27 protein-coding genes are annotated in these 20648 nt (G+C 46.6%); 11 read left to right on the top strand and 16 right to left on the bottom strand.

All coding sequences use genetic code 11. The annotated features are described in order from the left end of the window. Positions 1-24: 24 nt before the first annotated feature. The gene (locus R5H20_RS17930; protein WP_006636085.1) at positions 25-798 is read right to left on the bottom strand and encodes an alpha/beta hydrolase family protein; all 774 of its coding nucleotides are present in this window, start codon (positions 796-798) and stop codon (positions 25-27) included. 122 nt (positions 799-920) lie between these two features. On the opposite strand from R5H20_RS17930, the gene R5H20_RS17935 reads away from it, so the two are divergent. From R5H20_RS17935 to R5H20_RS17945, 3 genes are read left to right on the top strand one after another with little or no spacing between them, the layout of a single operon-like run. Continuing rightward, entirely contained in the window at positions 921-1895 is a 975-nt protein-coding gene (locus R5H20_RS17935) for an ABC transporter substrate-binding protein (RefSeq protein WP_173400968.1), read from the top strand. 12 nt (positions 1896-1907) lie between these two features. Further along, positions 1908-2690 carry an ABC transporter ATP-binding protein gene (locus R5H20_RS17940; protein WP_006636083.1) on the top strand — a complete coding sequence of 261 codons (783 nt, stop codon included), beginning with the start codon at positions 1908-1910 and terminating at the stop codon, positions 2688-2690. Next, complete coding sequence (locus tag R5H20_RS17945; protein ID WP_006636082.1) at positions 2665-3477, top strand: ABC transporter permease; 813 nt, start codon at positions 2665-2667, stop codon at positions 3475-3477. The genes R5H20_RS17940 and R5H20_RS17945 overlap by 26 nt, the downstream gene beginning before the upstream one ends. Before the next feature lie 32 nt (positions 3478-3509). Here the strand turns inward: R5H20_RS17945 and ytkD are convergent, their stop codons facing one another. After that, positions 3510-3986, bottom strand: a complete 477-nt coding sequence (gene ytkD, locus R5H20_RS17950; RefSeq protein ID WP_006636081.1) for an RNA deprotection pyrophosphohydrolase — start codon at positions 3984-3986, stop codon at positions 3510-3512. 344 nt (positions 3987-4330) lie between these two features. Here ytkD and R5H20_RS17955 point away from each other — a divergent pair, with 344 nt between their 5' ends. After that, the gene (locus tag R5H20_RS17955; RefSeq protein ID WP_040347779.1) at positions 4331-5167 is read left to right on the top strand and encodes an AIM24 family protein; all 837 of its coding nucleotides are present in this window, start codon (positions 4331-4333) and stop codon (positions 5165-5167) included. A gap of 177 nt (positions 5168-5344) precedes the next feature. Here the strand turns inward: R5H20_RS17955 and R5H20_RS17960 are convergent, their stop codons facing one another. The 3 genes from R5H20_RS17960 to R5H20_RS17970 all read right to left on the bottom strand — a co-directional run bounded on the left by R5H20_RS17960 (position 5345) and on the right by R5H20_RS17970 (position 6721). Next, on the bottom strand, positions 5345-5668 hold the full coding sequence (locus R5H20_RS17960; protein WP_006636079.1) for a hypothetical protein: 324 nt from the start codon (positions 5666-5668) through the stop codon (positions 5345-5347). 47 nt (positions 5669-5715) lie between these two features. After that, positions 5716-6120: a phage holin family protein gene (locus tag R5H20_RS17965; RefSeq protein WP_006636078.1), complete on the bottom strand. Its 405-nt coding sequence runs from the start codon at positions 6118-6120 to the stop codon at positions 5716-5718. A 163-nt stretch (positions 6121-6283) separates the two neighbouring features. Beyond that, complete coding sequence (locus tag R5H20_RS17970) at positions 6284-6721, bottom strand: Dps family protein (RefSeq protein ID WP_006636077.1); 438 nt, start codon at positions 6719-6721, stop codon at positions 6284-6286. Between the two features lie 126 nt (positions 6722-6847). Here R5H20_RS17970 and ytzI point away from each other — a divergent pair, with 126 nt between their 5' ends. Beyond that, a complete protein-coding gene (gene ytzI / locus R5H20_RS17975) occupies positions 6848-6997 on the top strand; it encodes a YtzI protein (RefSeq protein WP_006636076.1) in 150 nt (49 codons plus the stop codon). Here the strand turns inward: ytzI and R5H20_RS17980 are convergent. Both R5H20_RS17980 and R5H20_RS17985 read right to left on the bottom strand, forming a co-directional pair. Next, positions 6991-7434, bottom strand: a complete 444-nt coding sequence (locus R5H20_RS17980) for a FixH family protein (RefSeq protein ID WP_006636075.1) — start codon at positions 7432-7434, stop codon at positions 6991-6993. The genes ytzI and R5H20_RS17980 overlap by 7 nt on opposite strands. Positions 7435-7569: 135 nt before the next feature. Continuing rightward, positions 7570-8043: an S-ribosylhomocysteine lyase gene (locus tag R5H20_RS17985; RefSeq protein WP_006636074.1), complete on the bottom strand. Its 474-nt coding sequence runs from the start codon at positions 8041-8043 to the stop codon at positions 7570-7572. 132 nt (positions 8044-8175) lie between these two features. Here R5H20_RS17985 and yidD point away from each other — a divergent pair, with 132 nt between their 5' ends. Continuing rightward, positions 8176-8403, top strand: a complete 228-nt coding sequence (gene yidD / locus R5H20_RS17990; RefSeq protein ID WP_006636073.1) for a membrane protein insertion efficiency factor YidD — start codon at positions 8176-8178, stop codon at positions 8401-8403. Here yidD and R5H20_RS17995 read toward each other — a convergent pair. Further along, complete coding sequence (locus R5H20_RS17995) at positions 8400-8969, bottom strand: beta-class carbonic anhydrase (RefSeq protein WP_006636072.1); 570 nt, start codon at positions 8967-8969, stop codon at positions 8400-8402. The two genes, yidD and R5H20_RS17995, sit on opposite strands and share 4 nt — an antisense overlap. 265 nt (positions 8970-9234) lie before the next feature. Here R5H20_RS17995 and R5H20_RS18000 point away from each other — a divergent pair, with 265 nt between their 5' ends. Further along, entirely contained in the window at positions 9235-10239 is a 1005-nt protein-coding gene (locus R5H20_RS18000) for a metal ABC transporter substrate-binding protein (RefSeq protein WP_006636071.1), read from the top strand. Between the two features lie 41 nt (positions 10240-10280). Here R5H20_RS18000 and R5H20_RS18005 read toward each other — a convergent pair whose 3' ends face one another. Further along, positions 10281-10526, bottom strand: coding sequence for a type B 50S ribosomal protein L31 (locus R5H20_RS18005; RefSeq protein ID WP_006636070.1), 246 nt, complete (start codon positions 10524-10526; stop codon positions 10281-10283). Positions 10527-10713: 187 nt separating this feature from the next. Here R5H20_RS18005 and R5H20_RS18010 point away from each other — a divergent pair, with 187 nt between their 5' ends. The 4 genes from R5H20_RS18010 (at position 10714) to R5H20_RS18025 (ending at position 13556) form a co-directional block, all read left to right on the top strand. Then, on the top strand, positions 10714-12045 hold the full coding sequence (locus tag R5H20_RS18010; RefSeq protein ID WP_006636069.1) for a cytochrome ubiquinol oxidase subunit I: 1332 nt from the start codon (positions 10714-10716) through the stop codon (positions 12043-12045). 21 nt (positions 12046-12066) lie between these two features. After that, positions 12067-13110 carry a cytochrome d ubiquinol oxidase subunit II gene (locus R5H20_RS18015; protein WP_006636068.1) on the top strand — a complete coding sequence of 348 codons (1044 nt, stop codon included), beginning with the start codon at positions 12067-12069 and terminating at the stop codon, positions 13108-13110. A 65-nt stretch (positions 13111-13175) separates the two neighbouring features. After that, a complete protein-coding gene (locus R5H20_RS18020; RefSeq protein WP_006636067.1) occupies positions 13176-13337 on the top strand; it encodes a DUF1540 domain-containing protein in 162 nt (53 codons plus the stop codon). 27 nt (positions 13338-13364) lie between these two features. After that, complete coding sequence (locus R5H20_RS18025) at positions 13365-13556, top strand: hypothetical protein (RefSeq protein ID WP_006636066.1); 192 nt, start codon at positions 13365-13367, stop codon at positions 13554-13556. A 164-nt stretch (positions 13557-13720) separates the two neighbouring features. On the opposite strand, the gene R5H20_RS18030 is transcribed toward R5H20_RS18025, so the two are convergent. The 7 genes from R5H20_RS18030 to R5H20_RS18060 are packed head-to-tail and all read right to left on the bottom strand — an operon-like array spanning position 13721 to position 20347. Next, positions 13721-15064, bottom strand: a complete 1344-nt coding sequence (locus tag R5H20_RS18030) for an MmgE/PrpD family protein (protein WP_006636065.1) — start codon at positions 15062-15064, stop codon at positions 13721-13723. Further along, positions 15061-16212 (bottom strand): M20 peptidase aminoacylase family protein, encoded by a 1152-nt coding sequence (locus R5H20_RS18035; protein WP_006636064.1) that lies wholly within the window; start codon positions 16210-16212, stop codon positions 15061-15063. Before R5H20_RS18035 ends, R5H20_RS18030 begins: the two co-directional genes overlap by 4 nt. Positions 16213-16226: 14 nt before the next feature. Beyond that, on the bottom strand, positions 16227-16976 hold the full coding sequence (locus tag R5H20_RS18040; RefSeq protein ID WP_006636063.1) for an amino acid ABC transporter ATP-binding protein: 750 nt from the start codon (positions 16974-16976) through the stop codon (positions 16227-16229). A 12-nt stretch (positions 16977-16988) separates the two neighbouring features. Continuing rightward, a complete protein-coding gene (locus R5H20_RS18045; protein ID WP_006636062.1) occupies positions 16989-17663 on the bottom strand; it encodes an amino acid ABC transporter permease in 675 nt (224 codons plus the stop codon). Between the two features lie 21 nt (positions 17664-17684). After that, the gene (locus R5H20_RS18050) at positions 17685-18479 is read right to left on the bottom strand and encodes an amino acid ABC transporter substrate-binding protein (RefSeq protein WP_006636061.1); all 795 of its coding nucleotides are present in this window, start codon (positions 18477-18479) and stop codon (positions 17685-17687) included. Then, entirely contained in the window at positions 18479-19000 is a 522-nt protein-coding gene (locus R5H20_RS18055) for a GNAT family N-acetyltransferase (protein WP_006636060.1), read from the bottom strand. The genes R5H20_RS18050 and R5H20_RS18055 overlap by 1 nt, the downstream gene beginning before the upstream one ends. An 18-nt stretch (positions 19001-19018) precedes the next feature. After that, on the bottom strand, positions 19019-20347 hold the full coding sequence (locus R5H20_RS18060; RefSeq protein ID WP_006636059.1) for an LLM class flavin-dependent oxidoreductase: 1329 nt from the start codon (positions 20345-20347) through the stop codon (positions 19019-19021). Positions 20348-20648 lie beyond the last annotated feature (301 nt).

The raw sequence follows: 20648 nt of genomic DNA on the forward strand, positions 1-20648 counted from the left end.
CTTTAGTTTACCATAGCTTGTCCATTACCTGCTTTTCATCCACTGCGCAAGCTTCCTCACAATCCGTCTGTTTTCTTTTGGAGGAAAGTAGTGTGTGAATGAATGAAAATACCACGTTTCAACCGGTTTGTTTCTTTTGATCAATTCCCGTTCAAAGCGTCTGGCGTGCTCGATCGATACATTTTGGTCCTTTGCACCATGGATCAGCAATATCGGCGCTTCTATCCTTGCGATTTTGTCAAACGGCGTCCTTCGCGCATATGCTTGCGGAACTTTTTCAGGCGTGCCGCCTATGACCCGTTTCATCATCCGCCGCAAATCTTTACGCTCCCGATAGGTCAGAACCATATCGCTGACTCCTCCCCATGACACAAATGAAGCGGCCGCCGATTTCATTTGGATGGCCGTCAAAATGCCCATGATTCCGCCTCTTGAGAATCCGAATATATGAACCCGCCGATCCTTCACAAGCTCGTGATTCTGAAGGAATCGGAAAGCGGCAAATGCGTCTTCCCGGTCATCCCCGGCAAAGTCTTCATTGCCTTCACCGCCCTGGTTGCCCCTGTAATACGGAGCAAAGACGACAAATCCTTGTACGGCGAATTGAACGATTCTGCCGGGTCTGACCATCCCGACGCTTTTGATCCCGCCCCGCAAATACAGAAATCCGTCATAGCGGCCGGGCGCGGCCGGTTCAGCCAACAGGCCCTTGACTTTAAGCCCCTGTGACAAATATGTGACGGTAAACAGGCGAATCTGTTTATTCGGTGACGGGAACCTGGTTTTTTCTAACAACATTGTTTGTTCACCTCTTAATCCGCAGTCGTCCCTCACACCTGTTTTGTATTTAACATAAACTATTTTATGCCGAAAGCAACCGAAATCAAAGGAGGGAAATCGGTTTGAAGCGTTTCTTTTTTATGATAGTATCCTTCACCCTGATGCTGTTTATCCTCGTTGCATGCGGCGGACAAAAAGCAGAGAAGGTCCGGCTGGCAGAAGTGACCCGTTCTGTTTTCTATACGCCATTATATATCGCCATATCTGAAGATTTCTTTAAGAAAGAAGGCTTGGATGTCGAGCTGAAAACAACGTGGGGCGGCGATAAAACCATGACGGCCCTGCTATCGAACGGCGCGGATATCGCGCTTGTCGGTTCTGAAACTTCGATCTACGTCAATGCCCAAGGCGCAAGCGACCCAATCATCAATTTCGCGCAGCTCACCCAAACGGATGGAACGTTCCTCGTCGCCCGCGAAAAAACGGATCACTTCAGCTGGGAACAGCTGAAGGGCAAAACCTTCCTCGGACAGCGGAAAGGCGGAATGCCTCAGATGGCCGGAGAGTTTGTCTTAAAACAGAAAGGCATTGATCCGAAAAAAGACATCGATTTGATTCAAACGATCGATTTTGCAAATATCCCAAACAGCTTTGCTTCCGGAACCGGCGATTATGTTCAGCTTTTCGAACCGCAGGCCTCAATTTTTGAAAAAGAAGGCATCGGCCGCATTGTCGCCTCCTTCGGCAAAGAATCCGGACGGATTCCCTATACGACATTTATGGCAAAAGCAAGCTATTTAAAGAAAAACGAGGCTACCGCTGAAAAATTCACCCGTGCGATCTATAAAGCACAGCAATGGATCGAGTCGCACTCCTCAAAAGAAGCCGCTCTCAGCATCCAGGACCAGTTTAAAGATACGGAGCCTTCGATTCTTGAATCCTCAATCGAACGGTATAAACAGCAAAAATCCTTTGCGCAAAATCCGATTTTGGATGAAAAGGAATGGAATCAGCTTCAAACCATTATGGATGAAGCCGGTGAGCTGCCGAAATACACCTCCCATCAGAAACTGGTCAATACAAAGATTGCCGAAAAGGTCACAAAAAATCACTAGGAGGTGGCCGCATTGTCTTTTTTGCAAGTTCAGGATATCACGCATACTTATTTCTCTCTGAAAGAAAAAACAGCAGCGCTTGAGAATATCAGCTTTGAAGCGGAAAAAGGCGAATTTGTGTCATTTCTCGGTCCGAGCGGATGCGGCAAAACGACGCTGCTTTCGATCATCGCCGGGATCATTTCCCCCACAGCGGGACGCGTCTTGATCGACAGCCGCACGCCTGATGAAAAAGATCTGCATATTGGCTATATGCTGCAGCAGGACTATTTATTTCCCTGGAAAACGATTGAAGAAAACGTCTTGATTGGTTTGCAGATTTCGAAAAAACTGACGCCCGAATCGAAAAAATCCGCTTTGGATCTATTGGCAAAGCTCGGACTGTATCAAGTTGAAACAAAGTATCCGAAGGAGCTTTCCGGCGGGATGAGGCAGAGAGCTTCTCTCGCCCGCACACTTGCCGTCGACCCCGACATTCTGCTGCTGGATGAACCCTTTTCAGCCCTTGACTATCAGACAAAACTGAACCTTGAAGATTTGGTTTTCAACACATTAAAAACGTATCAAAAAACAGCCGTTCTCGTCACCCATGATATCGGCGAGGCGATTGCGATGAGCGACCGGATTTTACTGTTTTCAAAACAGCCCGGAACGATCCATAAAACCTTTACAGTCCCTGAATCTCTTAAAGGGATGACACCTTTTGATGCCAGGCAGGAACCGGAATTCCAGGTCCTGTTTCAGACCATATGGAAGGAGCTCAATCACCTTGAACAACATCAGACAAAAAGTTGATTTCCTTCATCAGGAATTTTTAAAGCAGCAGCAGGCGGAAAAAAGGCGGGTCCGTTTTTATCAGGCTGCGATTTTCATCGTTTTTTTCGCCCTGTGGGAAACGGCCAGCCGCATGGCATGGATCGATCCGCTTATTTTCAGCTCCCCTTCAGCCGTCTGGGCGCTTTTCCTGGAGAAAATGGGCGACGGTTCATTGCCCGGGCACATCGGTGTAACCGTATTTGAAACGATACTCGGCTTCCTCTTTGGAACCTTGCTCGGAACTTTTCTGGCTGCTCTTTTATGGTGGTTTCCGCGGCTTTCCAACATATTGGATCCCTATCTCGTCGTCCTTAATGCGATGCCAAAGGTCGCACTGGGCCCCATCCTGATCGTCGCCATCGGTCCGAGTCTAACAAGCATCATTGCCATGGGCGCCATTATCAGCGTCATTATTACCACAATCGTCGTCTATACGTCCTTTCAGGAAATTGATGAAAATTACATCAAGGTTATGAAAACATTCGGTGCGAAAAAAAGCGAGATTTTTAAAGAAGTGATTCTTCCCGCTTCAATTCCGACGATCATTTCCGCGTTGAAAGTGAATGTCGGGCTGAGCTGGGTCGGCGTGATCGTGGGGGAATTTTTAGTATCCGCCCAGGGCCTCGGCTATATGATCATATACGGATTTCAAGTCTTTAACTTCACCCTTGTGATGCTGAGTCTCCTGATCATCGCCGTATTTGCAACGATCATGTACCAATGTGTCGAGCTTTTGGAAAGAAAATGGATGAAAGGGAGAACGTAATTAGAAAAGGCCCTGCTGATTGGCAGGGCCTTCTATTCGATCATACCGTCTTTTTTCAGCTTCTCAAGGCTGATTTGGAGAACGGAGTCTTTCATGATAAAACTGTATTTTCTGTTCTTTGCAATATCCCCGGGCAGGCTGTTCAGCAAAACAGGACCTTTCGTCTCATAATACGTCTCCTGTTTTTCAATCTTATCAATCTCAGCAAAATATATATTCTTAATAATTACTTTTTCCCTGCCAAGGACTTTATATTGGCCGATATATGTCAGCTTCTTTACAGCAGCCCCCGTCTCTTCCTTCACTTCCCGCAAAGCGGCTTCCTCGGCGTTTTCAAAGGGCTCTACTTTACCTCCGGGAAATTCGTATCCCCTATCCTGGTGATTTGTTAAAAGCCACTGGTTTTGATATCGGCAGATCACCCAAACATGCTTTGGAGCCTGTGAAAAGGGATGGTCATCAAAGGAGAGCTGAACTGTATTACGGTAAAAGTCTTTAAATTCGTACATCTTAATCCCTCTAATCCGTTTCCTCGCTTCTTCCACTCATCATATCACATATCCGTTTTTTCGGTAGTCTTTTTGTACATTTGCCAAACGAAATCACTGTAAATTTTCATTTTATTGTTTCACAAAATGGCGCGGCTTAAAACACTTTCGCAAACATCCGTCTTTTTTAAACATCAAAAAGTCGGATAGAAAAGAAACCTTTCGCGCACCTCCCGCGTAATTATATTGATCCCATCGTTTGATAACTTGAATATACGATCAAATCGTCTGATGAAAGGACAAGCCGGACATTTACCGGCAGACCGGCCGAACGAAACATTTACCCACTATCATGTTTGAAGGAGATGTCACCATTGGGTTTCTACTTGGATACAGTACAAGAACTAACATTAAAAGCTGAAGGGAGCGGGCGTTTTTTTGCAAAGAAAGGGGCCATGATCGCAGATCAGGGTCAATTGAAATACAGCAAACGGCTGCTCGGGACTAACCAGGGAAGCATAGTCAAACAAGTATTCAACCACATAAGCAGAAAAATAACGGGAGAAAATCTCGAAATGATGGAAGTAACCGGCCACGGAGTCTGTTATCTAGCTGACCAAAGCGATCACGTCACAGTCATTAACCTTGAGCCTAACGGGATTTGGCAGAGCGTCTGTGTCGAAAGCGAAGACCTGCTCGCTTTTACAGAAAGCTGCCATTACGGTGTCACGCCTGTCGGTGTCGGCGTTTTATCCCAAAAAGGGCTTTTTACTTCAAAGCTTTCATTTAACGGGGCGGGTGCCCAAGTCGCCGTTAAAACGGCCGGCAACCCGCTCATCCTGGAAAGCCCGTGCCGGGTCGACCCCGATGCAATCGTAGCCTGGACGGGTCCGGCTCCAAAAGTAAAATTAGATGTGAACTGGAAAACAATCATCGGACAAACTTCCGGTGAATCATATATGTTTGAATTTCAAGAACCAGGACAGATCGTCATTGTCCAGCCGTTTGAAAGACAGGCGGGCTTAAGAGTAGGGCTTGACGATCAGCGCTACCAGGCGCAAACCCAGGGCAGCGCCTGGCAGAACACGCGCCAAGGCATGACGAATCAGCCGGTGCACCAGCACGACCAGGGGCCGCACCGCCAAGAGCAGGGCGGCGGAATCGGCGATATCATCGGAAACCTTTTAAACAATAGAAGATAGCATGTTTAAAACCTCTCAGCGTGATTGAAAACCCTTGCAGTCTAGGAAGGCCTGCGCATCGGAGCGGAGCGAATGTTGGAATTCGTGAGCACCGACGCGCAGGCCTGACAACGAATGCGAGGGTTTGTCGGCGCGCTAAAACCTCTTCATAAAAGAAGAGGTTTTTTGCGCCATATCTCAATCAGCGGATTTGATATCACAAAGACCGTTCTCGCTGATAAACGATCTTGTTTCTTCATTGCCGAGACGGTAGAGCATCCCGTAAATATTCCTGCGAAGCTCATCCATTTTATCATTTGAGCTGTCATAATGGTATTCGACAGCCGGCACATGCGCACGGAAAAAGTTGATCCAATCCTGGGAATGCAGCTGGTCAAAATATTCTCTTAATATGATGATATCGTCATCGTCCGCCGAAATCTCGAATTCCCAGGGAGAAGCGCCGGAGTGCTGCGAAATCATTCCATCTTGAACTGAAATATAGTATGTCCTCTTTTCCAAAGTGATCATCCCTTTTTCCCGTTAGTATTGCCTGTTGTTTTAAAATGTTACGGTCCTCTTTGCAGTTTATTTTTAACGAATTCCTGAATATCCAAAAAGATTTGCGGGACAGGTATGCCCAGTGCGTGAGCAGTGCTCACAATCAAAAATGTTTCATACAAAATATAAAACACGATCGAAAAATCGCGGATCGAATTATCCGTCTGCAACAGTTGATCAAAAAAGTGCGCGACTGATATGAGAAAAAGCGTCACAAATTTTTTCGCCAATCTTGTAAACAAGCTCTTGATCGTAAATTGATCTTTCACACATTCGCTCAAACTTTTGCTGACAAACTCAATCCCCATTAACGTAATTAAAATTAAAAACAAATATTCAATTGCACCAAACAAAAATCCGAAAGCCGAAAAACCGATTGAAAATAGCGAAAAGATGCCTAAGTCTTTGTTCATGCGCTTCAACATCCTTTCAAACAAAACGTTTCATAGCTTATCCTATGAAAAGATGCTTTGAAAGGCTTGGATGAATTGTTTGACAATTCATAAAAAAGGCTTTAAAAAGAACGAAACTTCATGGAGAAAACAAAAAAGACCCGGCATCACCCGGGTCTTTCCTTCATCCCAAATATGATTTCAGCATCCAGTTGTGCTTTTCAATCGTTTGATGAATGGCGAGAAGCATGTCTCCCGTCGTTTCATCATTCACTTCATCAGCAAGCTCCATCCCGCTTTTCAGCTCTTCGGCCACCTTTAAAAAGTCGTTGTAAATCGCCTCTACCATCTGTTCCGCCGTCTCGCTGCCGTCCGCTTCTTTAATCGTCGAGATTTCAAGGCACTCTTTCATCGTTCCCACCGGAGAACCTTGCATGGCCAGCAGACGTTCAGCCAAATCGTCAATGTATTGAGCGGCTTCTGTATAAAGCTCTTCAAATTTTTCATGCAGTGTAAAAAAGTCTTTGCCTTTCACATACCAATGATAATTATGTAGCTTTACGTAAAGTACAGTCCAGTTTGCGACTTGTTGATTCACCGTTGTTTTCAATTTTTCCGACATACTCGATCGTCCTCCTTTTGGTTTACTTTTGGTTTACCCGTTTAGCTTGTACAGGAAACATTTCTTTTACTCCTAATTCATCCCCTTATATGGTAAACTATAGAAAAAGGACTTGGAGGTTTCTTTATGGTCTTCTGGATTGTCGCAGGCATTCTGATTACAGGCGCGGTTCTCGTATTATCACTGGTAACAACAGCCAAAGCATATGATTATCGGCACAAAATCGATCCCCTTCCACAGGGCCGCAGGATGGAGGAAGAAGAGACCGGTCAATGATGGTGGGCTTCTTCCTTATCATCTGTTTCCGGATCATTCTTCGGTGATCCTACTTTCATTTCCGTAACAGGCATTGTATGCTGCTTCTTTGCCGTGACATGGACCTGAATTTTATAAACTCCATCTTCAGGGAATGCTTTTTCCATACTGTAGATCCCTTTTCCATCATGCTTTGCTTTTTGAAGTTCGCTTTTCTCTTTGCTTCCCGACTTCCAAACTTCAAACTCGACTTCATCTGCATCTGTTACAGGCTCGTCCCCGTAAAGCACGGACGCTTTAATGACAGCCCTTTCATTTTTCGCCGCCTGCTTAGGCGCCGAAAGCTTTGCGGTCAGCACCTTGGGCTCCTCTGCCGACGTTGCCGGCTTGTCCGCCTGGCTGCAGGCGGATAGGCCGCCCAGTAACACCAAGAATATAAGCCATTTTCCCAAACGCATCCTATCACCCTTTTTCATATGATATACACATACTTAGTGTAGCAAAGTTCCGGCATTTATGGCATTATTTTCTTTGTGAACAAATCAAAAACCGGCTCCCATCTTCAAAAGATGGAGCCGGCTGTTTGAAAACCTTTATCCAAATACTTTTAATAAATCTTCCTTGCTTTGTGAAAGCCAAAAACGCATCATGCGTTTTGCACCTTCAAGATCATGAAGCTTAGCCTGGCCGCATTGCTTTTCATTGGCGGCAGGAATTTCCGTCACTTCAACGGCTTCCTTAAACGTATCTTCAAGCAAATCAACGATTTCCTCCGCTGTCGGCTCACCGCTCACCACAAGATAATAGCCTGTCTGGCAGCCCATCGGTGAAACGTCGATAATGTCAAAATGGTCGTATTTTTCAGCGTGAGTGCGGATCGTAAAGGCAAGCAGGTGCTCCAATGTATGAATCGTATCGGGTTTCATCGCCTGTTTATTCGGCTGGCAAAAACGGATATCGAACTTGTTAACAACGCCGTCCGTTCCCACTTTATGAACCCCGCAATGTCTAACATAAGGCGCTTTTACTGCATTATGATCTAGTTCAAAACTTTCAACTGAAGGCATTTCCATCTCTCCCCTCTTTCTACTCTTTTTGTATTATATCATACTTTGCCGGTATGTTTTTAGGTAAATGCTTTTTCATTTTGTATGATTTTCTCTTATATTATAATATGAAGAAAAAAAGGTGCTGAACACATGAAAACTCTTTTCCTTCTGATCATCCGTACGTATCAAAAATGGATATCGCCCGTTTTGCCGCCGTCCTGCCGCTTTTATCCGACTTGCTCGAATTACGGCCTTGAAGCGATCGAAAAACACGGCGCTCTCAAAGGAGGCTGGCTGACCATCAAACGGATTCTGAAATGTCATCCGTTTCACCCCGGCGGCGTCGATCCCGTGCCTGAAAAAAAGCAAAAGGATTAATGCTCTTCCGGATAGCCGTTGACGACAAGATCAAGTCGGCCTGTTTCAGGATCAATGACAAGTCCGTGAACAGGGACGTCCTGGGGCAGCAGCGGATGGTTTTTGATGACACTGACGCTGTCTCTGACACTATCCTCGACAGAGTCAAAGCTTTTCAGCCATTGTTCAAAATCGACGCCCGAATACTCCAGCGTTTCAATCCGCTCCTTAGGAATTCCGCGTTTGACCGCTTTTTCCAAAAAGCTTTTGCTTTTCAGCTTGCTCATTCCGCAGTCATAATGGCCGATAACGCATACTTCATCGGCGTTCAGCTCATAAACAGCGACAAGAATGCTTCTCATGATGCTCCCAAAAGGATGGGCAACAAGAGCGCCTGCGCTTTTGACGATTTTAACGTCGCCGTTCCGCATATTCATGGCGTGCGGCAGTAGCTCAACAAGCCTCGTATCCATACAGGATAGAATAACCACTTTTTTATCCGGGTATTTGCTCGTCTCATACTTTTTATAATCCTGCCGTTCAACAAACTGCTGGTTGAATTTTAGAATATTATCCAAAAGTTTCATGCTCGAATTCCTTTCTATACAATTTTTTATATCTAAATATAACATATAACTTCATTTTTTTTTTACTCGCCAACAAAAATCCCGCCATTAAATCGTAATATTTACGTTTTAACGGCGCTCTCTATAGCGTCAAGCTCTGATGTAAGGCGTTTCTATGAATGCATCAAAAAATTTCCCTCTTTTCAAATCGTAATTATTACGATACAATGATACAGGATTATTAAATCGGAACGATTTCAGTTTTTATGTTGAGAGGAGAAATACAATGAAAAAGACATTCGGATTAGCATCTGCATTCATTCTTGCTGCCGGATTAGCCGCGGGCTGCTCAAGCACGGGAGCTTCCGGCGATCAAAAAGACAACGGAAAATTGGACATTTACACGACTATTTATCCGCTTGAGGATTTCACTAAAAAAATCGGCGGGGAATATGTAAACGTCAAAAGCGTTTACCCTCCCAACGTTGAAGCTCACACTTATGAGCCAAGCTCCAAAACGATGGCAGAGATTTCAGAGGCAGATGCCTTCATTTATTCCGGCGTAGGCGTTGAGGGGTTCGCAGATAAAGCCGTGAACACATTAAAAGGCAGCGACGTCAAAATCGTTAAAGCGGGCGAAGGCATTGATCTTCTGTCACAGGAAGAAGAGCACGAAGAGCACGGGCACGAAGAGGAGTCCGCTCACGAAGAACATGATCATGCCCATGACCATGGTGAAGCCGAAGAACATGATCACGACCATGGAGATAAAGACCCGCACGTTTGGCTTGACCCTGTTCTTGCAGAAAAACTGGCGGAAAACATCAAAGATGAACTGGTCAAACTGGAACCCGAGCATAAAAAAACATTTACGAAAAACTATGAATCTCTAAAAAAGGATTTGAAACAGCTGGACCAAGACTTCAAACAAACTGTCGACCGCGCTGATAAAAAAGAGATCCTTGTCTCGCACGCAGCGTACGGCTACTGGGAAAAGCGCTATGGAATCAAACAAATGAGCGTGCTCGGCCTCTCACCGACAGAGGAGCCTTCCCAAAAAGAACTTGAAAATATCGTAAAAACCGCGAAAGAACACAATATCAAATATGTCATTTTTGAAAGCAACGTCAGCAGCAAAATCTCAGAGATCATTAAAAATGAAATCGGAGCGGAGAGCCTGACCATGAAAAACCTTGAATCCATCTCTAAAGAGGATAAAGAAAGCGGCAAAGACTATCTCACCATTATGAAAGAAAACCTGTCTGTATTGAAAAAAGCATTGTCAAATTAATCAAACGTAAAACACGCGCATTGCAGCGCGTGTTTTTTTGATTAATCCATATTAAATCTTTTCTTAAACTGTTCGACCCGTCCGCCTTTTTCATTGAATTTCTGTCTGCCGGTATAAAACGGATGGGTGTCGGAACTCACTTCGACTTTAATCACGGGATATGTTTTGCCGTCTTCCCATTCCGCCGTTTCAGAAGATGTTCTTGTTGAACGGCTTAGAAAACGGTATCCGCTGTTTACATCCTGAAAAATCACTTGATATGTTTTCGGGTGAATATTCGGCTTCATTCCTATTCCTCCTTTTTCAAAACGTAACAATTACGTTTTATTATAAACCATCAATTTCCTCTTGTCAAAAATTCGCGTTTACATTTTTTAAGCATAATAACAATTTTCCCATCAAAGAGGAAGAATAATCTAAATAAGGAGGTGAACAATAAAAGCAAAATGGTGTGAATGAAAGGTGGTTTTCCGGATGAATGATTTGATGTTCGCAAGGAGCCTATTCGGAACAACAATGGGATTCCATATTATTTTTGCTTCGCTCGGTGTCGGAATTCCTTTAATGATTTTGCTGGCTGAGCTGATCTATCAAAAAACAAAAGACCCCCACTACTCCATTATGGCGAAGAGATGGACAAAGGCCCAAGCGGTTTTGCTTGGAGTCGCCATTCCGACCGGAACGATTGCCGGAACCCAGCTCGCCCTGCTTTGGCCGGGATTCATGGAAGTCATCGGAAAAGTGATGTCCCTTCCATTTCAAATCGAAATATACGCCTTTTTTGTCGAGGCTTTATTTATGTCGATTTATGTTTATGCGGCGGACCGCCTGACTCCTCTGATGAGAATCATCGCCGTCGTCTCCATTGTCATCGGTGCGGCGTCTTCCGCCATTTTAATTACAAATGTCCACGCTTTTCAAGGAACACCTGAGGGCTTCAAGATTGTAAACGGTGAAATTACGGATGTTCAGCCATGGAAAGCCTTTTTCAACAAAAGCTTTTTCATCACGGCCAGCCATGTCGTCGTCTCGGCGTTTATGACAGGCGCCTTCATTATTGCGACAATCGCGGCATATAAAATGCTTCGCAATCGGGGTGATGAAAAAGTGTATGTCCTCCACAGAAAGGCGCTTTTGCTCGGCCTGCTCGTCGGCGGTGTGTTTTCTCTCGTGACTGCGCTCTCCGGGCATGAATCAGCTCAGTTTCTTCACCGCTATCAGCCGGAAAAACTGGCCGGAGCGGAAGGTTTATTTAAAACCCAGTCCTATGCCCCGCTTGCGATCGGAGGATTTCCCGATGAAGAGACGCAATCGATTAAAGGGGCGATTGAAATTCCATGGGCATTAAGCTTTTTGGCTGACAACCGGTTTGACACTGTTGTAAAAGGCTTGAATGAGTTTCCGAGAGATGAATGGCCGCCTTTGTACATTCATACGTTATTTAACGGGATGGTATTAATCGGCGGGCTCTTGATCGTTTATGCCGCCGCCGGCTTTATATGGAGAAAGGTTTTGAAAAAAGACCGCTTTCCCCGCTGGCTGCTGATCTTATTTACGACGGCGGGGCCGCTCAGCCTGCTTGCGATTGAATTCGGCTGGGTTTTTGCATGTACCGGGAGGCAGCCTTGGGTCATTTACCACATGCAAAAGACATCTGAAGTGGTGACAGCTTCGGGATCAATCGGATTATTATTCGTATTGTTTTTTATCGTCTACATTATTTTGGGGGCGGCTGTGGTCTTTGTTTTGCAGTACTACTTCAAGCGCCACCCAGTCGAAGAGGATCTCAAAACATCTGATGCTTAAGAAGGGAGTCGTATGATGCAAATGGATGGAACAACAGATGCCCTGCTGGCTATTTCGATCGTGTGGGGATTTATATTTATCTACGCCGTCATGGCGAGCATGGATTTTGGTGCCGGCTTTTGGTCGATGGTCTATATGAATAAGCAGCAGCTGAAAGCGACGAATATCGCAAACCGCTACCTTTCTCCGACATGGGAAGTCACGAATGTCTTTATTGTCGGAATTGTTGTGGCCCTTTTCAGCTTTTTCCCCGGCGGAACGTTTGTATTGGGAACCGTGCTTTTGATTCCGGGCAGCATCATTCTATTGCTGCTGGCCATTCGCAGCGGATTCTTGGTCTTTTCCCACGCTGCCAAAGGCTATGAAAGAGCGCTGACATATGTTTCAGGGATCAGCGGATTCATTATTCCCGCCGTGTTAATTCTTGTTTTGCCCGTTACTCACGGACCTTTCGTCTCCCAGCGGAACGGCAGCTATCAGCTGAATTTCACCGATTTATTTTTAAGCCCGCATGCCTACTCATTTATGGGTTTTGCCATTTTCAGCACCTTGTTTTTATCATCCCTGCTGCTTGCCGATTTTTCAAATGTGGCAGACGAGAAAGACGCCTACCAGGTCTATCGACGGAACGCTTTAATCACCGGGCCTCTTGCCTTGATCATGTCCTTTAGCATAATGATGACGATGAGAGCCGAAGCAAGCTGGCTTTACACCAAAATGATGAACGGGCTCCCATGGCTGATTTTATCGTTCCTGCTGTTTCTTGTCGCCTTCGGCGCTTTGTTTCTGCCAAATACTTATAATCAAGACCGTCTAGGAAAGCCGCGTCTCGCCGTCATCGCGATTACCCTCCAATATTTCACGGCAAGCTATGTGTATGGAAGAGCTCATCTTCCTTTCATGATCTACCCCGATGTGACGATTCAATCCGGCTTTACCGCCCCGGAAACGTTTCGGGCGCTGTTCATCTCGTACATCGTCGGTTTTATTATTTTATTTCCCGGGTTCTATTACTTCTGGAAATTATTCATGAAGGACAAGCGGTACATTAAACAGCCTGAATAAGTATGAATCGGGCCGGATCGGTTAAGCTAAAGTCGTACAATATTTTTAAGGGGGGCCAATCATAAATGGAACAAAAAATACTGTGTGAAGTCAGCAACTGCACGTACTGGGATAAAGGAAACAAATGTACGGCTGATGCCATTTATGTCGTAAGCCATGCCGAAGGTGAAAAAGCTTCAAAAAGCGAAGAAACAGACTGTAAAACATTCAAACCTGAACACCACTAGACAAAAGTTTTGAAGGAGGAACAGGTCATGAACAGAGAGTCGCTGCTAAAGGCTTTTTATCAGGAAATACAAGGAGCCGATGAAACCTCTTTTCAAAAGGCCGCCCGCTCCTTCATGAACTTATGGGATTATGAATACGGGTGTCTCGACGATTTGCCTGAGCAGGCCGACCGGCTGATCGGACAGACTGTGCACGAGAACCTGCTTTTGCGGGACTGAAGGTCAAGCTGTCATAAAGACGGCCTGAAAGCTTGTCGATCAAGCCGGGGAAAACCGGCTTGCCGGCAAGCTTTTTTTAAGAAAAAAACACGAAACAAACAGCGTTCTTGCTGCCAGTTTAGTGCCTATGACTTCAGGAACGGCGTATGCCAGAGGGTAAAACTTCATAGCTGCGATAAAAATTGCTGAATGCCGATTTGTTCAATCGCAAAAAGCAAGTGGTCCGCTTTTCGTTCATCAGCATAAAGCGCAAGTTTCAGCTTTTCTCTAATTTCTTTTTCCGATAATTCATTGCCCGGGGCTCCCCTCGGGCAATCGACACGGGCTTCACATACACGCCCGTCTGTAAGAAATGCGCGGACAATGGTGAACCGGCCTTTCGGCACAGCTTCCGGAGCCGGGCGAATCCCAGCGTCATATACACGATGAATCCGCGGCAGAACATCGCGGATGCTGCTTGGGATCGGCTTATGGGTGAAGCGGTCTGCCGTCAGTTCCTGTCCATTCAAGGCAAGGGCGATCACGTATTCCACGCTGAAGCGCCCTTCTTCTCCTGTTGCCGGCCGCCTTTCCGTTAAAGCTGCGTCTCCCTCCGGAGGAAAGACGACTTCAATTCGTTCCGTATTGCCGGCTCGAACGCCATGCTCGTCGATAAGCTTGAGAATCGCATCTGCCGCGTGGTGTGCGGCAGAGCAGAATGGATACACTTTAAACCACAGTCCCGGATGAACGATTCTCCATGATGTGCCCCACTCTCTTAACAGTACTTTTTCCGCCTTTTCCAAATCGCCGTAAAGACTGAAGAAACCAAGTTCGCCATCAAGAGCGGCGTTAGAGCCGCCGAAGCCGGCCTGAGCCAGTTTGACGGCGAATAATCCGGATTGAGCGGCTAAGCCGGCGTGCAGCGGTTTCATCTCTGTACCAAACTGCACCCGCATTCCCGCCGATTGAGAGGCGGCAAAACCGATCGCCTTTTCAAGCTCTTCCTCAGACAGGTTCTCTGCATAGCCTGCCGCGCAGGCCGCGGCAATGGCCCCCAGCGTCCCCGTGTTGTGCCATCCTTTTTCATAGTGACGGCTGCCAATCGACTCACCCAGCCTTGCCATGACTTCTACACCCAAAATATATGCGCCGAAAAAACGATCATCCTCCCGGCGGGCCGCCGCAGAAGAAATAAGCGCGGGCAAAATGACCGCGCTTGGGTGCCCTCTTACATCGGAATGGACATCGTCAAAATCAAGCGCATGTGCCATAAACCCATTGAGCAGCGCAGCTTGTAAGGGAGATGCTTTTTTTCCCTGGCCGATAAGGGGAACGATCGGCTCTCCGCCTTCTGTCTCGATCAGCTGCAGCAGTTTTTGAATACCGCCGTCATGTCTTCCCGCAAATGATGCGGCCGTAAAATCGAGAAGTCCTTTTTTCGCTTCATGCATCGCTTCGGCTGAATCCTCGGGACGCGACGATACGATGGCGCGGGCGAGACCTTTTGTCAGCTCCAGTCCAATCATTTGACCGTCTCCAGCGCAATAACAGCCAGCTCGGCAAAATAGCGGGCGGCCACTATCAAAGCCTCTTCATCCAATGTGAATGCCGGATGGTGCCATTCCTCCGTCCCGCTGGTTCCCATCCATACAAAAAAGCCCGGAATGTTTTCCTGGTAAAGAGCGAAGTCTTCTCCCCCGGGAGACTGTTCAGCCGGAACCGTTTGATAGCCGAGGCGGGTCGCAGCTTCTGAAGCCGCACGCAAAAATCGTCCGTCATTTTGAACGGAAGGCAAATAGGGAAACCAGCGGAATTCAGCCTGTGCTCCGAAGCCCGCAGCTATTCCTTCTGCCATTCGTTCCATATGCTTCGGAACGGCCTCTCTTGCTTCTTTTTGAAACGTGCGGACGGTGCCTTCCATTCCCACCTGATCGGGGATCACGTTCCACGAGCTTCCTCCCTGTATTCTTGTAATGCTGACAACCGCGTTTTGCAGCGAGCTGATATTGCGGCTGACGACTGATTGCAAGCCGCTGACGATTTGCCCTGCGGCAGCGATCGGGTCGATGCTGTTGTTCGGAATGCCGGCGTGTCCGCCTTTTCCTCTAACAAGGATCTCAAAACGGTCGACGCTCGCCATTAAGGCGCCCTCCTTCAGGCCGATTGTGCCGACCGGCAAATCAGGTTTATTGTGCATGCCAAAAATAGCAGAAACGCCGTCCAATCCACCCGCTTCAATAACCATCCGCGCTCCTGCGGCAATTTCCTCCGCAGGCTGAAAAATGAAGCGGACCGTACCTTTTAATTCTTTTTTTCTTCTGTTCAGCAAAATGGCTGTGCCAATGATTGATGCTGTATGAAAATCGTGCCCGCACGCATGCATCGTTCCCTCGGTTTTAGAAGCAAACGGAAGACCCGTCTGCTCCTGAATCGGAAGAGCGTCTATATCGGCCCTCAACGCAATAACCGGGCCTTCCTCCCGCCCTTTGATTTCTGCAACTACACCTGTTTCAAGCTTCGGAGTGTCCAGTATTGCAATGTTTTCTTCTTCCAGCCAGCGGCGGATTTTTTTCGTCGTTTCAAATTCCTGGAACGACAGCTCAGGATGTTCATGAAGTTCACGTCGCATGCTCACTAAACGTGTATGCAGCGCTTTATTATACTCCTCGGACATTCCTCTCATCCCTTCTATATCAGTTCAGCAGGTTCTCCCACCTGCTTGATAAACTTTTTCGTCCGTTCGTTTTGCGGATGATCAAACAGTTCTTCCGGCGTTCCCTTCTCGATGATATGGCCGTCTGCCATAAATATCACCTTATCTGCGACTTCTTTGGCAAACGCCATTTCATGAGTGACGATGATCATTGTCGTTTGTTTTTCCGCAATGGATTTGATGACTTGAAGCACACCCGTAACAAGCTCCGGGTCCAGCGCCGAAGTCGGCTCATCAAGCAAAATCGCGTGCGGATCGACAGCAAGCGCCCGGGCAATGCCGATTCTCTGCTGCTGCCCGCCGGACATCGTAACCGGATAGCTGTCTGCCTTATGTTCCAAGCCGACTTGCTTCAAAATCTCCATACCGATCCGGTTCGCTTCTTCACGCGGCTTTTTTTGTGCGACGATCAAAGCTTCTGTAATGTTTTGTATAGCGGTTTTATTTTTAAACAAGTTGTAATTTTGGAACACCATGGCGGTTTGCTGGCGAAGCCGGTAAGCTTCTTTACGTGTATAATTTTCGGCGTTCAATTTGGTTTCTCCAATTTCGATAATGCCTTGATCCGGACGTTCCAAAAGATTCAGACAGCGGAGCAGCGTCGATTTTCCGGATCCGGACGGGCCGATGATCGCCACTACTTCTCCTCGCTTGACTTCAAGGTCTATCCCATCCAGTACGACGAGATCTTTAAACGCTTTGCGGATATTTTTCACTTTTATCAACTGATTTCACCTCTAAGTCCGGTATGGCTTGCTGATGGCGCGTTCAAACAGATCCTGCAAGATGCTGTAGATAATCGTCAGAGCCCAGTAAACAATCGCAACCGCCATATAGGTTTCAAAGTATTTCAAATTGCCTGATGCATACATCTTCCCCTGGGCAAACATCTCCATCACTCCTAAAGTAAATGCTAATGAGGTTTCTTTTAGGAGCCCGATAAACGTGTTGCCGGTTGCCGGTATCGCGTTTCTGGCCGCTTGCGGAAGGATGATCCGTCTGTACGCCTGCAGCTTTGTCATCCCGACTGACAAGCACGCCTCAAGCTGCCCTTCATCAACCGAGTTTAGGGCGGCGCGGAAAATTTCCGCTAAATAGGCGGCGTTTTTTAGGCTTAAACCGATGATGGCGGCTGTTAAAGCCGTCATTTTGCTCATCTCCGGAAACAGCTGCGGCAAGCCGTAGTAAATTAAGAAAAGCTGCACAAGCGTCGGCACGCCGCGAAAGAATGAAATATAGACCTTCGACAGCTGATGAAGCACAGGAATATGGTTTTTTGTAATAAGTGCAAGAACAAGTCCCCCGATGATCGCAAAGATCATAGCGGCCACAGCCATGAACAAGGTGATCGGCAGGGCTTGAATCAAGGCCGGGAATGCAGAAATCATAAATCCCCAATCAATCGTATTCATTTTTGTGTTTCACCGCCGTTCTCAATACTTCTTCTCCACTGTTATATCTTCTTTAAAATATTTTTCTGAAAGCTTTTTCAGCGTTCCGTCCTTACGCAGTTCATCCAGTGCTTTATCCACCTTTTGGCGGAGTTTGTCGTGCGCATCATCCTTTGGAAACGGGAATGCGACTTGCTCATAAACAATTGGATCTCCGGCAAGCTTCAGCGGCAGACCCGTTTTCTTAATTTGTGCGATCAGCACGCTTCTGCTGTTGACATAGGCGTCCACGCGTCCGTAAGCCACGTCCTTCAGCGTACCTTCCTGCGTTTCGTATGTTTTGATGTTGATTTTTTTATCAGGGTCTTTGCTTTCAAGGTTTTTCGCATGATTTGAACCGAGAACAGCCGCCACAGTCTTACCTTTAAGATCGTCTACTGATTGGATGTCATCGTTGTCTTTTTTTACAACAATCTGTGTTCCGGCATAAGAGTACGGCTTTGTGAAATTGTACATTTGCTTGCGCTCGTCAGTGACCGCTACCTGATTCGAAATGGTATCAAGCTTTCCGGTTTGAAGCTCTCCCATCAGTCCGCTGAATTCAAGGAGCTTCCATTCCAGTTTCATATCAAGCTTTTTCGCTACGGCCGTCATCACTTCAACATCAAAACCTGTCAGCTTTCCGTTTTCTTTATATGCGAACGGATAGCTCTGTCCGGTCGCGCCGACATGAAGTACCTTATCATCTTGATCAGCGCTGCTGTTGCCATTTCCGCAAGCCGATAGTATTGCGATTAATGCGGCAACCAGCAGAACAGTCCATTTTTTCATTTTCATCATGATTTCCCCGCCTTTTTATGTGATAGATCAGTCCGTATTTCTTTTTTCATATAAACCGTCATGTGTCCTTTGCCAAGGTCTTGTTCCCCTGTCCGGACATATCCTTTTCTTTCATACATGTCGATCAGCCACGGATGCTTATCCGCCGTACCAAGCGATACGAACGGAACTTTTAGCGTGTCTCGGAGGACCGTTTGTTCGAGCCATTGAAGCAGCTCTGAACCTACACCTTTTTTTCCGGAAGCAGGATCAACAGCAAACCACCAGATATGTGGAACTCCGTATGGCCCCGGCTGCTGTCCCCACGGCATTCTTAATGAAATGGTCGCGATAATCCGCCCATCTTCTTCCATGACATAGCACGCATTTTTCCGGATATTGTTCAATACCAAATCCAGATCGGCATGTGCTGCTGCAAAATGAATGCCAAGCTTTCGAATCGGCTCATAGGCCCGCCTCGTCAACGCCAAAAGCTCTTTGGCATCATGTTCATTTGCCAGCCGGTACTGTCGTTTCATCGTACGTACCTCCTCCTTTTATTTTTTTGAATAGCGGTTTGCCGGTTGTTCCAAACCGAAATGACCCCTTAATGTTGCGCCTTCATATTCTGTTCTGAATACTCCGCGTTCCTGCAAGATCGGAACGACCTTGTCAACGAACAGCTCAAGTCCCTCCGGAAGAAGCGGCGGCATGATATTAAACCCGTCACATGCTTTATGATCCACCCATTCCTGCATCTTGTCGGCCAGCTGCTCCGGGGTGCCGACAAAGATGTGGTGGCCTCTGGAGCCAGCAACGTATTGATAAAGCTCGCGTATTGTCATGTTATCTCGCTTGGCCATTTCTTGAACAAGCTTAAAGCGGCTTTTTACCGCATTTGAAGCCTCCGGATCCAATTCGGGCAGAGGACCGTCGAGCGGATATGCAGACAAGTCGATTCCGCCCAGATAATTTTGGAGAATTTGCAGGCCGACAGCTGGAATGATTAAATCCTGAAGTTCTTGATATTTAGCCTTCGCTTCTTCTTCGGTATCGGCGATCACTGGGAAAATGCCCGGCATAATCGCGATCTTCTCAGGGTCCCGGCCGAACCCGGCAGCCTGTTGTTTGATTGATTGATAAAATTCCTGAGCCGACTCTAAATGGTTTTGCGCCGTAAATATCACTTCAGCTGTTTTAGCGGCGAGCGCTTTTCCGTCCCCTGATGAGCCCGCTTGAATGATAACCGGCCGGCCTTGCGGGGTTCTTGCGACATTTAGAGGTCCGCGGACTGAAAAGTACTCCCCTTTATGGTTGAGCTCGTGCATTTTTTCTTGATCAAAAAACTCGCCTGTTTCCTTATCCCGGATAAAGGCATCTTCTTCCCAGGAATCCCATAGGCCTTTTACAACCTCTACAAATTCCTCGGCCCGCTGATAGCGCAGATGGTGTTCAAGGTGCTTCTCCCCGCTGAAATTCAGCGCAGTGGATTCAATGGAGGAGGTCACTACATTCCAGCCGGCGCGTCCGCCCGAAATGTGATCCAGTGAAGCAAACTGTCTGGCAATATGAAACGGTTCACTGTAAGTTGTCGAAGCAGTCGCTGCCAGTCCGATGCTAGATGTCACCTGCGCCAATGCGGCAAGCAAAGTGAACGGCTCGAATCTTGTTAACACATTGGGATGCGATTTGCTGTCTATCGACAGGCTGTCAGCTAGAAACAGCATATCCAGTTTGCCCCGCTCTGCTGTTTTGGCCAGCTCTTTGAAATAATCCAGATTCATGCTTGCATCTGCGGGAGCATCCGGATGCCGCCAAGATGCCACATGATGTCCTGTTCCCGCAAGGAACACGCCTAATTTGATTTGTTTTTTTTCGTTTGTCATGACGTTTTCTCCTTTTATCATCATTTTGGGCTGCAAATATCCGAAAAAATTAATCTCTTTATTCCTAGATATTTAATATGAATAAATCAAAATTTACATTTGTGTCGAAAGTTTGTCAATAAATTTAGACTATTTTTTTATTTTAAAATGAAAAAATGATGTGGATTGAAGAATGGTCTGATGGATGAAACAGCGGTATCTATCGATGTAAATTAATAAAAAAGATGGCGCCAATAGCCCGTCTTTATCGTTGTCTGGTTGATAAAAAACGGGCTATTTTTCAAAGGGGGCCCTGAGGGAC

It is taken from the genome of Bacillus sp. KICET-3 (genome assembly GCF_033261025.1).
GTDB lineage: Bacteria > Bacillota > Bacilli > Bacillales > Bacillaceae > Bacillus > Bacillus sonorensis.

Coding starts and splice junctions, on each gene's coding strand:
- R5H20_RS17930 (WP_006636085.1), bottom strand. CDS start 798: ATGTTGTTAGAAAAAACCAGGTTCCCGTCACCGAATAAACAGATTCGC.
- R5H20_RS17935 (WP_173400968.1), top strand. CDS start 921: ATGATAGTATCCTTCACCCTGATGCTGTTTATCCTCGTTGCATGCGGC.
- ytkD (WP_006636081.1), bottom strand. CDS start 3,986: ATGTACGAATTTAAAGACTTTTACCGTAATACAGTTCAGCTCTCCTTT.
- R5H20_RS17955 (WP_040347779.1), top strand. CDS start 4,331: ATGTCACCATTGGGTTTCTACTTGGATACAGTACAAGAACTAACATTA.
- R5H20_RS17965 (WP_006636078.1), bottom strand. CDS start 6,120: ATGAACAAAGACTTAGGCATCTTTTCGCTATTTTCAATCGGTTTTTCG.
- R5H20_RS17970 (WP_006636077.1), bottom strand. CDS start 6,721: ATGTCGGAAAAATTGAAAACAACGGTGAATCAACAAGTCGCAAACTGG.
- ytzI (WP_006636076.1), top strand. CDS start 6,848: ATGGTCTTCTGGATTGTCGCAGGCATTCTGATTACAGGCGCGGTTCTC.
- R5H20_RS17980 (WP_006636075.1), bottom strand. CDS start 7,434: ATGCGTTTGGGAAAATGGCTTATATTCTTGGTGTTACTGGGCGGCCTA.
- R5H20_RS17985 (WP_006636074.1), bottom strand. CDS start 8,043: ATGCCTTCAGTTGAAAGTTTTGAACTAGATCATAATGCAGTAAAAGCG.
- yidD (WP_006636073.1), top strand. CDS start 8,176: ATGAAAACTCTTTTCCTTCTGATCATCCGTACGTATCAAAAATGGATA.
- R5H20_RS17995 (WP_006636072.1), bottom strand. CDS start 8,969: ATGAAACTTTTGGATAATATTCTAAAATTCAACCAGCAGTTTGTTGAA.
- R5H20_RS18000 (WP_006636071.1), top strand. CDS start 9,235: ATGAAAAAGACATTCGGATTAGCATCTGCATTCATTCTTGCTGCCGGA.
- R5H20_RS18005 (WP_006636070.1), bottom strand. CDS start 10,526: ATGAAGCCGAATATTCACCCGAAAACATATCAAGTGATTTTTCAGGAT.
- R5H20_RS18010 (WP_006636069.1), top strand. CDS start 10,714: ATGAATGATTTGATGTTCGCAAGGAGCCTATTCGGAACAACAATGGGA.
- R5H20_RS18015 (WP_006636068.1), top strand. CDS start 12,067: ATGGATGGAACAACAGATGCCCTGCTGGCTATTTCGATCGTGTGGGGA.
- R5H20_RS18020 (WP_006636067.1), top strand. CDS start 13,176: ATGGAACAAAAAATACTGTGTGAAGTCAGCAACTGCACGTACTGGGAT.
- R5H20_RS18025 (WP_006636066.1), top strand. CDS start 13,365: ATGAACAGAGAGTCGCTGCTAAAGGCTTTTTATCAGGAAATACAAGGA.
- R5H20_RS18030 (WP_006636065.1), bottom strand. CDS start 15,064: ATGATTGGACTGGAGCTGACAAAAGGTCTCGCCCGCGCCATCGTATCG.
- R5H20_RS18035 (WP_006636064.1), bottom strand. CDS start 16,212: ATGTCCGAGGAGTATAATAAAGCGCTGCATACACGTTTAGTGAGCATG.
- R5H20_RS18045 (WP_006636062.1), bottom strand. CDS start 17,663: ATGAATACGATTGATTGGGGATTTATGATTTCTGCATTCCCGGCCTTG.
- R5H20_RS18050 (WP_006636061.1), bottom strand. CDS start 18,479: ATGAAAATGAAAAAATGGACTGTTCTGCTGGTTGCCGCATTAATCGCA.
- R5H20_RS18055 (WP_006636060.1), bottom strand. CDS start 19,000: ATGAAACGACAGTACCGGCTGGCAAATGAACATGATGCCAAAGAGCTT.
- R5H20_RS18060 (WP_006636059.1), bottom strand. CDS start 20,347: ATGACAAACGAAAAAAAACAAATCAAATTAGGCGTGTTCCTTGCGGGA.